The 12940-nt window shown below is 45.4% G+C and carries 11 protein-coding genes; 5 read left to right on the top strand and 6 right to left on the bottom strand.

The features are described from left to right. Positions 1-147: 147 nt before the first annotated feature. A complete protein-coding gene (locus tag AB6E78_RS22265; protein WP_017060714.1) occupies positions 148-1407 on the bottom strand; it encodes a DUF2066 domain-containing protein in 1260 nt (419 codons plus the stop codon). Between the two features lie 277 nt (positions 1408-1684). Between AB6E78_RS22265 and AB6E78_RS22260 the strand changes: the two genes are divergently transcribed. Continuing rightward, positions 1685-2923 carry a uracil-xanthine permease family protein gene (locus AB6E78_RS22260; RefSeq protein WP_017060715.1) on the top strand — a complete coding sequence of 413 codons (1239 nt, stop codon included), beginning with the start codon at positions 1685-1687 and terminating at the stop codon, positions 2921-2923. Between the two features lie 141 nt (positions 2924-3064). Here the strand turns inward: AB6E78_RS22260 and upp are convergent, their stop codons facing one another. Continuing rightward, complete coding sequence (gene upp, locus AB6E78_RS22255; protein ID WP_017060716.1) at positions 3065-3691, bottom strand: uracil phosphoribosyltransferase; 627 nt, start codon at positions 3689-3691, stop codon at positions 3065-3067. Positions 3692-3860: 169 nt separating this feature from the next. Here upp and purM point away from each other — a divergent pair, with 169 nt between their 5' ends. Together purM and purN are read left to right on the top strand one after the other, a co-directional pair. Next, positions 3861-4901, top strand: a complete 1041-nt coding sequence (purM, locus tag AB6E78_RS22250) for a phosphoribosylformylglycinamidine cyclo-ligase (RefSeq protein ID WP_008222945.1) — start codon at positions 3861-3863, stop codon at positions 4899-4901. Positions 4902-5033: 132 nt separating this feature from the next. Next, the gene (gene purN, locus AB6E78_RS22245; protein WP_372112393.1) at positions 5034-5708 is read left to right on the top strand and encodes a phosphoribosylglycinamide formyltransferase; all 675 of its coding nucleotides are present in this window, start codon (positions 5034-5036) and stop codon (positions 5706-5708) included. 120 nt (positions 5709-5828) lie between these two features. Here purN and AB6E78_RS22240 read toward each other — a convergent pair whose 3' ends face one another. Together AB6E78_RS22240 and lpcA are read right to left on the bottom strand one after the other, a co-directional pair. Continuing rightward, positions 5829-6674: a class II glutamine amidotransferase gene (locus AB6E78_RS22240; RefSeq protein ID WP_372112394.1), complete on the bottom strand. Its 846-nt coding sequence runs from the start codon at positions 6672-6674 to the stop codon at positions 5829-5831. Positions 6675-6741: 67 nt separating this feature from the next. Next, a complete protein-coding gene (gene lpcA, locus AB6E78_RS22235) occupies positions 6742-7317 on the bottom strand; it encodes a D-sedoheptulose 7-phosphate isomerase (protein WP_017063379.1) in 576 nt (191 codons plus the stop codon). Between the two features lie 329 nt (positions 7318-7646). Here lpcA and fadE point away from each other — a divergent pair, with 329 nt between their 5' ends. Further along, on the top strand, positions 7647-10112 hold the full coding sequence (gene fadE, locus AB6E78_RS22230; protein WP_029235127.1) for an acyl-CoA dehydrogenase FadE: 2466 nt from the start codon (positions 7647-7649) through the stop codon (positions 10110-10112). 128 nt (positions 10113-10240) lie between these two features. On the opposite strand, the gene AB6E78_RS22225 is transcribed toward fadE, so the two are convergent. Both AB6E78_RS22225 and dnaQ read right to left on the bottom strand, forming a co-directional pair. Then, entirely contained in the window at positions 10241-11488 is a 1248-nt protein-coding gene (locus tag AB6E78_RS22225; RefSeq protein ID WP_372112396.1) for a TIGR03503 family protein, read from the bottom strand. A gap of 9 nt (positions 11489-11497) precedes the next feature. Beyond that, entirely contained in the window at positions 11498-12265 is a 768-nt protein-coding gene (gene dnaQ / locus AB6E78_RS22220; protein ID WP_017060722.1) for a DNA polymerase III subunit epsilon, read from the bottom strand. 56 nt (positions 12266-12321) lie between these two features. Between dnaQ and rnhA the strand changes: the two genes are divergently transcribed. Continuing rightward, complete coding sequence (gene rnhA / locus AB6E78_RS22215; protein ID WP_017060723.1) at positions 12322-12786, top strand: ribonuclease HI; 465 nt, start codon at positions 12322-12324, stop codon at positions 12784-12786. Positions 12787-12940: the final 154 nt, after the last annotated feature.

The raw sequence follows: 12940 nt of genomic DNA, 5'->3' as shown, positions 1-12940 counted from the left end.
CTACTTCTTCTTGAAGATAAAAGCGGCTTTCCCCGGAAAGCCGCGATGAACCTTTAAACTGACCGCTTACAAACAAAAAGCCCTGCGAGATTGCTCTTGCAGGGCTTTTTTCAAGTTTTCATTTCAATCAGTCATGTCAGCTGACAATTATGAGCGAACCCACTCGTATACCAAGCTTGGCTTAGCATGTACTGGCGCAGTGATGGTTAGATCTTCTGTACTAGAATCCTCTAACGTTGCGTCAGGCGTATTCGTTAGCTCAGCATCCTCAGATACCTCGTTGCCCTTAATCACTTGTACGCCTGAGTCAGTTTCGTCACCAACGACTTCAGCAGCGTCTGTTGAATCATCACCTACAGACATTGTGTTGTCTTGAGTTTCAAATTCAGGGCTCACTTCAGGCTCAATGTAAGATTCTTCAACCTTCGCAACTTGGCGAATACTTGCTACTTCTTGCTCAAACTCTTGTTGAGTCGACAATAAGTGAATTCGGAAAGTGACTTCGTTGTTCTGAATCTTCAGAATATCTAGGCTTGCCACCGAGTTTAGACGCTTAAGTGCGTTCTCTAACTGGAAGAAGTCTTGAGCATTATTCAGGCTAATAAACTGCGTTAAAATCGATTCTGATGACTCACTCGCTACCGTCACAGCACTTTTGCCTGCGTAGTAGTTACTGATTTGGTCAACTAACTTCTTAGAAGTCGTGTCGCTGTTACCCGATAGTGAACCACTTACAGGCGATGTTGGTGCACTCGTCAATTGACTTGGCTTTTGATCGTATAGAGCCCAACGTAGGCCTGAAGATTGAGCCTTTATCACCAACACAGCATCAACAGGATAACGCTGACTCGCTTTACTGATTGGCGTAACAAAGCTACCCCACAAATCAGAAGTCGCAATACCCGTAATATCGTCAAAGTCACCCACAGGCAGCGTTAGAGGCAAGCCACGCTCTTTTGCGTTAGCTTGTAAGCTAGCTGCTAACTGTGAGTTAGAGTGTTCCCATACGATGTTCTTGTCGTAGTTGTCCTCTTCCACAAGCCAAACAAGGATGTTTGAACGCGTGTCAGGCCAGTAAGGTAACTGTGCTTGAGTCAACAGAGAACGGATTTGAGCACCGTTAAAACGCATACGCAATGTTGATTGGTCATTGCTTTCGCCAAAACTCATTTGAGACATGTACTGCGAACTCTTGCGCATCGCCTTTTGAATCGTCTCATTCGAAGCGACATCAGTTTGGCCAGTCGCACGTATCAATACCTGCTCCATACCTGTATTTCTTGCCACTTGTTCTGGCTGTTTGTCTTCAGCGTTAATCGCAACTTCAGCACTAAAAATATCTACTTGAGTTAAGGCATAACTCGGAGAGGCTAATAGTCCCATCAACAACAATGCTATGTAGCGCATACTGATCCTAATATTCAAATCTTGTGCCTAGATGATAAGCAACTATGGATTGAGGGGCAAGGTCGATAGCGCCCACTGTGTTTAATAACCACAAAATATCACCTGGCCATGATAAATCGCTCACTTATAAACTGAATTTCTAGGGCTTAGATGGATATAAAACATCACTAAGATAAATAAATTTGATCTATTTGGTGTAGCAATCGATTGCCAAGTGATAGAATCCCGCGAATTTTATTTTTCGCTTTTCATATAACGACCATTTTAAGGACATAACATGAAAAATGCTCTGCAAGGTGCGCAAATGCTGTTTGTAGCATTTGGTGCGCTTGTACTCGTGCCGCTACTAACAGGACTTGACCCCAACGTTGCACTCTTTGGCGCAGGTATCGGTACCCTTTTATTCCAACTTATTACACGCCGTTCAGTGCCAATCTTCTTAGCATCTTCTTTTGCATTCATCGCGCCTATCATGTTTGGTATTCAAACTTGGGGTGTCGGTGCAACCATGGGCGGCCTAATGGCGGCAGGTGTTGTGTATGTACTAATGGGCGCGTTAATTAAAGTTCGTGGCGTTGGCTTCATCCATAAACTGCTTCCACCAGTCGTTGTTGGCCCTGTGATCATGGTTATCGGTTTAGGTCTTGCACCTGTTGCAGTTAACATGGCGCTAGGTAAGACAGGCGATGGTGCGGTTCAGCTTGTTGATGCAGACGCTGCCCTGTGGATCTCTTCGATTTCACTGTTAGTGACGATTGTCATCAGTGTGTTTTCAAAAGGCTTCCTTAAGCTACTGCCAATCTTCGGTGGTATTGTTGCGGGTTACATCACCAGCTTGGTATACGGCGCGGTAGACTTCACTCCAGTAGCGCAAGCATCTTGGTTAGCACTGCCAAACTTCACAACGCCAGAGTTCAACATCAACGCTATCTTTTTTATGGTATTTGTCGCGATTGCACCTGCCGTTGAACACGTAGGTGATATGCTTGCGATATCTAACGTGACCGGTAAAGACTACCTTAAAAAACCAGGTTTACACCGCACTATTACTGGCGACGGTGTGGCAACCATTGCCGCTTCAATGCTGGGCGCGCCGCCAAACACTACGTACAGTGAAGTAACAGGCGCAGTAATGCTTACCAAAGCATTCAACCCTGTGATCATGACTTGGGCTGCAGTTACTGCCATCGTTCTTGCATTAGTTGGTAAGCTAGGCGCACTACTTCAAACGATTCCGGTTCCAGTAATGGGCGGCATCATGATTCTACTGTTTGGCTCTATCGCAACCGTTGGTCTTAACACGCTAATCAAAAACAATGTTGACCTACACAAATCACGTAACCTTGTGATTGTGGGCATTACTTTAGTCTTTGGTATTGGCGGCATGGCCTTTGGTATCGGTGACTTTAGCCTACAGGGCGTAAGCTTGTGCGGTATCGTTGCGATTCTACTTAACCTAGTACTTCCAGAAGAGCTAGGTGACAACACTGTGGTAGATAAAGCTCAAATCGATTAATGAGTCGGTAAGGCTAGATTCCAAAGAATCACAACCTAACAAGATCAAAAAAGGGAGAGCATCGAATGCTCTCCCTTTTTATTAATACCGTTAATTCAGCGAGTTAAGGAACTGTTTAGAGTCACTTAAGCTGAAACCGAATTACTTAGTACCGAAGATCTTATCGCCAGCATCGCCAAGACCAGGAACAATGTAGCCCTTGTCGTTTAGCTTCTCATCGATTGCAGCCGTGTAAAGCTCAACATCTGGGTGCGCTTTTTCTAGAGCAGCGATACCTTCAGGAGCAGCAACAAGCACAAGAATCTTAAAGTGCTTACAACCTTTCTCTTTCATCAGGTCGATAGTCGCGATCATAGAACCACCTGTCGCAAGCATTGGGTCTACCACTAGAGCAATACGCTCATCGATGTTAGATGCAAGCTTGTTGAAGTATGGTACTGGCTCAAGTGTTTCTTCGTCACGGTAGATACCAACAACGCTGATACGTGCACTTGGGATGTGCTCAAGAACGCCGTCCATCATGCCTAGACCAGCACGTAGGATTGGCACTACCGTTACTTTTTTACCTTTAATTTGGTCAACTTCTACTGGACCGTTCCAACCGTTAATCGTCACACGCTCAGTTTCAAAGTCTGATGTCGCTTCGTATGTTAGAAGGCTACCCACTTCTGTCGCTAGCTCACGAAAACGCTTAGTGCTAATCTCACCTTCACGCATCAGGCCAATTTTATGTTTTACTAGCGGGTGTTTCACTTCAACAACTTTCATTTCCAACTCCGGCAATATTTAAACAAACCTGTAGATTATACACGAACTCTAAGGTTATTTCAGAATCTTTATTCTAATAAAAAAAACCGCGCAAACGTTTGCTCTTCATATTCAAGCCCTGTTAGAATAGCGCCGTTTTCACATCCAACTTAAGTTCGAGGACTATCCCGTGAGTGGTAATACTTCTTCTCTAAGCTACAAAGACGCTGGTGTTGATATCGACGCAGGTAATGCACTAGTAGACCGTATTAAAGGTGCTGTTAAACGCACTCGTCGCCCTGAAGTAATGGGCGGTATTGGTGGCTTTGGCGCCCTATGTGAACTTCCAACGAAATACAAAGAGCCAGTACTTGTTTCAGGTACTGATGGTGTTGGTACTAAACTTCGCCTTGCTTTGGATCTGAAAAAACACGACACCATTGGTATCGACCTAGTGGCAATGTGTGTGAACGACCTAATCGTTCAAGGTGGTGAGCCTCTATTCTTCCTAGACTACTACGCAACAGGTAAGCTAGATGTAGACACAGCAGCAGACGTTGTTTCTGGCATCGCTGAAGGTTGTGTTCAAGCTGGTTGTGCACTTATCGGTGGTGAAACTGCTGAAATGCCAGGCATGTACGAAGGCGACGACTACGATGTAGCTGGCTTCTGTGTTGGTGTTGTAGAAAAAGCGGACATCATTGACGGCACTAAAGTAGCAGCAGGCGACGCACTTATCGCTGTTGGCTCAAGTGGTCCACACTCAAACGGTTACTCTTTAATTCGTAAAGTCCTAGAAGTTTCTGGTGCTGATAAGAGTGAAGAACTAGAAGGTCGCACTATCGGTGAGCACCTACTAGAACCAACTAAGATTTACATCAAATCGGCACTTAAGATGATTGCAGAGCATGACATTCATGCTATCTCACACATCACAGGTGGTGGTTTCTGGGAAAACATCCCACGCGTACTTCCTGAAGGTACTAAAGCAGTCATTGATGGCAAGAGCTGGGAATGGCCTGCTATCTTCAACTGGCTACAAGAGAAAGGTAACGTGGAGACATTCGAAATGTACCGCACTTTCAACTGTGGTGTAGGCCTAGTTGTTGCTCTACCTAAAGATCAAGCAGACGCTGCTGTTGAACTACTGAAAGCTGAAGGCGAAAACGCTTGGGTTATCGGTGAGATCGCAAACGCTGAAGCTGGCGAAGAGCAAGTTGAAATTAAATAAGTGATACGCTCACTTACTTAGTTAATCAATGAGGACCTAATGGTCCTCATTTTGCTATTTAGCCCGCAGAAAACCTTAGTTTATGTAGGTACATTGTAAACAATTCAGTTAATCAATCGTATGACCCACTCTATGAAAAACAATCACTCAAATAAAACCAGTCACTCTCAGAAAAACATCGTTGTGTTAGTTTCAGGAAGCGGAAGTAACTTACAGGCTATTTTAGATGCCTGCGATAGCGATATGATTGATGCATCGATTAAAGCTGTCTTCTCAAACAAAGCAGAGGCTTTTGGATTAGAACGAGCGAAAACCGCAGGTGTTGACGCTCATTCAGTGAATCCAAAAGACTTTGGTTCACGTGAAGAGTTTGACCATGAATTGATGGTTCAGATCGATGCTTACCAGCCAGATTTAATCGTACTCGCTGGCTACATGCGAATCCTGAGTTCAGAGTTTGTTCGTCACTATGCAGGGAAAATGGTCAACATCCACCCTTCTCTGTTGCCGAAATACCCAGGCCTACACACCCACCAGCGTGCCATTGATGCGCAAGACAAAGAACACGGTACTAGCGTCCACTTTGTTACCGAGGAGCTCGATGGCGGCCCTGTGATCTTGCAAGCTAAGGTGCCGGTATTTGAAGATGATGATGCTGATATGTTGGCAAGCCGAGTGCTGACTCAAGAACACTGCATTTACCCTATGGTCTGCAAGTGGTTCGCGGAAGACCGTTTATCAATGGTCAATGGACAGGCTGTGTTAGACGGTAAAGCATTAGGTAAACACGGTTACGCAGAAGAGTAATTCGTCAAACGACTCTCAGACAACAAATTGCTGAAAAACAAAAAGGCCGCTTACTGACTGGTTAGTGCAGTAAGCGGCCTTTTTTATACGGTTCAAATAATACTATTCGGGATACTTAGCTCAGCTCAATGGTTCAGTTGGCGCTTGGCTTGCTACCTTCTTCGGCGCATAAGCGACATCTTCCAACGCTTGATGGTTATTGCCAATCAGCTCACCAAAATGAAACAGCGCATATTCGCCCGGCTTCATTCTAAACCACTCTTCATTGTCCGTAAGAGGTTGAGTTGCTACCACCGTCACCACATCATTTGGCGTAGTCTCTTCTTGGAAGTTTATCTCAACATCTTCATCAATCAGGCTCGCATTACCAAAAGGTGCGCGTCTGGTTATCCAGTACAAATGGTTAGTACAGTAAGTCATCACATACTCACCATCACTCAATAACATGTTAAATACGCCTTTCTCGCGTAGCTTGTCACAACACTCAGCCACGAAACGAAACATGCCTTCCATGTCTTGAGGTGGTTCAGGAAAACGTTCTTCTAGTTGTTTCAGTAGCCAACAAAAAGAGAGCTCACTGTCCGTTTCGCCGACAGGTCTAAAACGCCCACTCACCAGATCATCGTAATCTGATAATTGACCATTGTGAGCAAAGGTCCAATATCGCCCCCAAAGCTCACGGGTAAAAGGGTGTGTATTTTCTAGATTAACGCCACCACGGTTGGCTTGACGGATATGACTGACAACAGCTTGGCTTTTAATTGGGTAGTTTTGAACCAACTCAGCGATCTTAGATTCACAGCTCGGATTCGGATCTTTGAAGGTACGAAAACCCTTTCCCTCATAAAAGGTAATACCCCAGCCATCACGATGCGGGCCAGTGTTGCCTCCACGCTGCATAAGACCAGTAAAGCTAAAACAAATATCAGTTGGCACATTCGCGCTCATACCGAGCAATTCACACATGGTTTAATCTACTCCCTATTAAAACCAATGGAGCCAAAAAGCTGGGCTCCAAATGTCTGTAAAACTATTATTCCATCTCTTTTTCGACAAGCTGAATCACAATGTGGATGATCTTAATGTGAATCTCTTGGATGCGATCTGCGTAGCCAAAGTGTGGTACTCGGATTTCGATATCCGCACAACCCGCCATTTTACCGCCATCTTTACCCGTCAATGCAATCGTCTTCATGCCTTTCGCTTGAGCCGCTTCAATCGCTTTTAGAATATTGGCAGAGTTACCTGAAGTCGACAGACCGAACAACACATCACCTTTACGACCCACCGCTTCTACATAGCGAGAAAACACGTGGTCGTAGCCAAAATCATTACTCACACAAGATAAGTGGCTAGGGTCTGAAATCGCAATGCCAGCGTAGCCCGGGCGATTTTCACGGTATCGGCCTGTTAGCTCTTCCGCGAAGTGCATCGCATCACAGTGTGAGCCACCGTTACCACAAGAAAGCACTTTGCCTTCTTGTTTGAATGAGTCAGCAATCAGTTTTGCAGCCGCTTCAATTTGAGCAATGTTGTGATCATCACTCAAGAACTTGTTAAGAACGTCAGCAGCTTCGTTCAATTCACTTTTGATTAGGTCTTGGTACATAAGGCTTATCTCTTATATTTTTTTTACGCAACTTAAGGTACGTGAAATGAGAGCTGAGGGTTTTTCCCTCTTTTACCTGAGTTTACCCACAAACATGAAATAGTGTCGACACTTAAGCCCAAAGATTGCCACCTTAATTAACTTGTCGTTGTAAATCCGTCCAAATATTCGCCACCAACCTCTCACAATTAGAATTTTAACTCTATTGAGATCACTTTTTACTCACCTTGGAGTTTTACAAATATTTAATATTTTGTTTACACTTAACTGGTTAGACCTCTTACCTAAAACTTAATAACAATAAGTGATCTCTGAAAAGGAAATCGATCATGAACATATTGCTCTCCCTACTCGGCATGACCGCCATCTTAGGCGTCTGTCTTTACCATAGAGTTAGTCTGGTACGTGCATTAGTTGTATTAACCGGCGCAATGGTAGCATTAACACTGCTTGGCGGCGTGGCTGTTACCGGCTGGCTTTGCTATCTATTAGCCGTTGCGATCTTTGCTGTACCGACCATTCGTCAGACACTGATCAGCCAAAAAGCACTCTCTTTATTTAAGAAAGTTCTACCGGCGATGTCTCAGACAGAAAAAGAAGCACTAGAAGCCGGCACAGTATGGTGGGAAGCAGAGCTGTTCAAAGGCAAACCTGAATGGAAGAAACTTCAGAACATTGCTGACCCGAAACTCTCTGAAGCTGAGCAAGCGTTTTTAGATGGTCCAGTAAATATCGTGTGTGAAATGGTCAATGATTACCAAGTCACTCATGAGCTTGCTGATTTGCCACCAGAAGTATGGCAATACCTGAAAGACCATAAATTCTTCGCCATGATCATCAAGAAAAAATACGGCGGCTTAGAGTTCTCAGCTTACGCTCAATCTTTGGTTCTACAGAAGCTAACAGGCGTTTCTAGTGTATTGTCATCGACAGTTGGCGTACCTAACTCATTAGGCCCTGGTGAGCTTTTACAACACTACGGTACAGAAGAACAAAGAAACCACTACCTGCCTCGCCTAGCGGAAGGTAAAGAGATCCCTTGTTTCGCACTAACTAGCCCAGAAGCTGGCTCAGACGCTGGCTCTATTCCAGATTACGGTGTGGTTTGTAAAGGCGACTGGCAAGGCGAAGAAGTACTCGGCATGCGCCTAACTTGGAACAAGCGTTACATCACTCTCGCGCCTGTCGCGACGGTATTAGGCTTAGCTTTTAAACTTCGTGACCCGGATGGCCTGCTTGGTGATCAAAAAGATCTTGGTATCACTTGTGCGCTTATCCCAACGGATTTAAAAGGCGTAGAGATTGGCAACCGCCACTTCCCACTAAACGTACCTTTCCAAAATGGCCCGACGCAAGGCGACGATATCTTCGTGCCTATCGATTTCATCATTGGCGGTCAGAAAATGGCCGGTCAAGGCTGGCGTATGCTGGTTGAGTGCCTGTCGGTTGGTCGTGGTATCACACTGCCTTCAAATTCAACTGGTGGCATCAAGTCTGCCGCGCTTGCAACTGGCGCTTACGCTCGTATCCGCCGTCAGTTCAAACAGCCTATTGGCCGCATGGAAGGGGTTGAAGAGCCACTTGCACGCCTTGCAGGTAACGCTTATGTAATGGACGCTGCAAGTAACCTAACCGTTGCGGGCATCGACCTTGGTGAAAAGCCTTCGGTTATCTCTGCAATCGTTAAGTACCACTGTACTCACCGTGGCCAGCGCAGCATCATTGATGCGATGGATATCGTCGGTGGTAAAGGCATTTGTTTAGGCCCATCGAACTTCCTAGCTCGTGGCTACCAAGGCTCGCCTATCGCGATTACGGTTGAAGGCGCAAACATCCTGACTCGTTCAATGATCATCTATGGTCAAGGTGCGATTCGCTGTCACCCTTACGTACTGAACGAAATGGAAGCGGCTTATTCTGAAAGCAGCGATGCGCTTGATAAGTTTGATTCAGCGTTAGCAGGGCACGTTAGCTTTACGATGAGCAACCTAGTCCGCAGCTTGTGGTTTGGTTTAACCGATGGTCGTGGTTCTGATGCGCCAACACCTTCAAATAAAACAGATAAACAGACACAGCGTTACTACCAACAGCTAAACCGCTACAGTGCAAACCTAGCGCTACTGTCTGATATTTCAATGGCAGTTCTAGGCGGATCACTGAAGCGTAGAGAACGTTTATCAGCAAGACTGGGTGATATCTTAAGTCAACTTTACCTCGGTTCAGCAACGTTGAAGCGCTTTGAAAGTGAAGGCAGCCACGCTGAAGATCTACCGTTAGTACATTGGGGGATGCAAGATAGCTTACGTCAGACTGAAGTGGCGATTGATGAATTCTTAGCGAACTTCCCTAACCCTGTGATTGGTCGTCTGCTTCGTGTTGTGCTAATGCCATTTGGTCGTATCCGTCGTGCTCCAAACGACAAGCTCGATAGCAAAGTTGCGCACATTCTACAAACACCAAGCGAAACACGCTCTCGTATAGGTCGCGGCCAATACCTAGAAGCGACGGAATACAACCCAGTAGGTAAGATTGAAAAAGCGCTAGAAGTGATTCTTCAAGCTGAACCTCTGTTCGACAAAGTCTGCAAAGAGACACATCAAAAACGTGCCTTCTTACGACTTGATCTTGTTGCTCAGTTGGGACTTGAGAAAGGTATCTTAACGCAAGACGAAGCAAATCTTCTGATTAGCGCTGAGGAACATAGACTGTACACGATTAACGTGGATGACTTCTCACCAGAGGAGCTTGCAGCAAAATCTCAGTACCCAGACCAATCGATTGATAACGTCGCTTAAGGCCAGAAAAAGAAACAAAAACGGGACTACTATGAGTCCCGTTTTTTTGTTCATGATTTCGTTGCCACAAATTCCAATGCTTTATCTAGCAGCTTATTCTCTCTAGACAATCTAATCATCTAAGCGAGTTACTTGGGCGCCTTGAGCTGCATCTCAGGTAACGCTTTTTTCTTCGCCTTGACCTTACGAACCACAAACCAAATCAATAAGCCCAATAGAATAGCGACCACATTACCCACCGCAATAATGATCATACTGCGCTGTCTGTCATCTTCACGTTTTTGAAGGATCATCAACTCTGTTGCGATACGCTTCTGTTCAGCAAGAGCTTCTTCTTGAAGACGTCGTGACTCTGCTAAGTCGATATCTTCAACAACGCTGTACGACTGCTCGGTAATTGGAAAAATCAGCGGGCGCTGACTTGAAGCATCAGTGGCATAAACCATCCCTGACCAATTATAAATTCCTAAATCGCCATTATAAGGCACCTCTAAAGCGACTTTCATTGCGTCGACTTCAGCTTGCCCCTGCTTGTACATCACATATTCATCAGGAGCCTTGTGCTCAACATGAACCGCTAACGAGCTCGGTGCGATCATCCCCTGTTCACCAGACACCACAATAGTATGAGGTAAACCCTCTTTTCGTGATTGAATGAAAGTGCTAGTGATCGGTGTTGGGTAAACCAAGACTTCTTGCTCTTGCGCTCGCAGGAACACGCCATTACCAGAGGTAATACGCGCTCGGTATTTACCGGGCTCGATATCAATTGGCAAAGAGACAGTGAACACACCATCTCCGGCCTTTTCATCAAGATCAGCGCCATCATCGGCAAACTCGCCCATCACAACCGGCACCGGGCGCGCTTCTCTCACCAAAGACTCTTCGTTTTCAACAAACTTAGTAAAGGTAACCTTAAGCTTCACGCGATCGAGAAAATCGCGCAGCACCAGCGGCTTGCCATCAGAAGTCAGTCGAGCGGTAAATTTGATGCGCTCTGTTTGATACAACTTATCTGAGAACTCATTAGCATCCAAAACAAGATGAGACAGCAGCTTGATATTGTTCTTAGGGGAAACTTTACCTATCGCTTGCCAAGGGCCGGGCATCGGATTGTCGATAGAGATAATGTCCATGGACGATTCTTCGTACCAACGGACATTATCAGCATTGCGCCAAGAGTAGTATTTCTTGCCATCAGGGCGAACCAAAACGACAGGTTTAGAGTTATCGGCTCGATAAATCACAAAGGTGACTTGTTCAATACTGGGATCAACTCTAAAACGGTTGTCCAATAAACTCATAACGGATTCTGTTGCTGCATGTAAGCCAAAACTTAACAGCAATAAGCAACCGGTAGCCAATACCCTTAACATACTTTCTCCCTACTGACGCCAGAGGCAGCTTCCGCTTTTCTCGACGAGATCTAAACGACTTTGATGCGCTTCTACTTCATCGGCCGTAGCTCGTAAAACCTTTAGGGATTTTCGACCACTTTCTACTCTTCGTATGCTTTCGGCTTCGCCTTCCTGTTGACCAGCGTTAAATTGCAGCGAAGTTTGACCACCCGTCATCAATAAGTAGACGTCGGCTAGGATCTCCGCATCGAGCAATGCGCCGTGGAGAGTACGGTGCGAGTTATCGATACCGTAACGGTCACATAAGATATCTAGGTTGTTTCTTTTACCTGGGAATATCTTCTTCGCCATTGCCAAGGTATCGGTAACTTTACAGTAGTCATCCGTTTTACCTATCGCTGGGTTGAGCTTCTCAAACTCATAGTCCATGAAGCCCGTATCGAAGGGCGCGTTATGAGCCACCAGCTCCGCACCTTTGATAAAGTCGAGAAACTCTTTATGAATGTCTTGGTATTCAGGCTTATCAATCAAGAATTCATCGGTAATACCGTGAACGCCAATCGCCTCTTCTTGAATCGCACGATCGGGCTTGATGTAGACGTGGAAATGACGCCCGGTCAGCCTACGGTTGATGATCTCTACTGCACCAATTTCAACGATGCGGTGACCCATATAGTGAGGGCCACCTTCTGTATTCATACCGGTGGTTTCGGTATCGAGTACAACAATGCGCTTATTTTCGTTCGAACTGTTTTTTTCGTTCGTGCTTTGTTCTGGAGTGCTACTGGTATTCATAAGGATAACTGTGTCAGACTATGCCGATAATGTGCTTGAGGTAATAGTATCAAATCATGACGAAACAAGTTGAAATTTTCACTGATGGTTCTTGTTTAGGCAACCCTGGTCCCGGCGGCTATGGCATCGTACTTCGCTACAAAAAAGTCGAGAAGACGCTAGCAGAAGGTTTCACGCTAACAACCAATAACCGTATGGAAATGCTCGCCGCTGTCGTTGCTCTCCAAGCCCTCAAAGAACCTTGCTCTGTGATTCTGACCACAGATAGCCAATACGTGCGTCAAGGCATCACACAGTGGATTCATAACTGGAAAAAGCGTGACTGGAAAACAGCCGACAAGAAACCGGTTAAAAATGCCGATCTGTGGCAAAGGCTCGATAAAGAAACCGCTCGCCATAGCGTTGATTGGCGCTGGGTAAAAGGACACGCGGGACACAGAGAAAACGAAATGTGTGATGATTTAGCGCGAAATGCAGCGGAGAATCCGACTCTAGAAGATACGGGCTATCAACCAAGCTAATCGTCTTTTTAATTAGACGCACATTTCAGAAAGCGATTTATAATTTCTTAAACTAATTGACAATTTCTCAATCGAATTGATAGATGAAAAGCCGACAACTATGAAGTGACCCCGTAAAGTTGGACATTTCTGTTAAGCGGCTTTCAAGGCCTGA

Source organism: Vibrio sp. 10N.247.310.98, from assembly GCF_041467395.1.
In the GTDB taxonomy this organism is placed as follows: Bacteria; Pseudomonadota; Gammaproteobacteria; order Enterobacterales; family Vibrionaceae; genus Vibrio; species Vibrio crassostreae_C.
The sequence above is the reverse complement of the archived record's forward strand: the minus strand, read 5'-3'. Positions and strand labels throughout refer to the sequence as shown.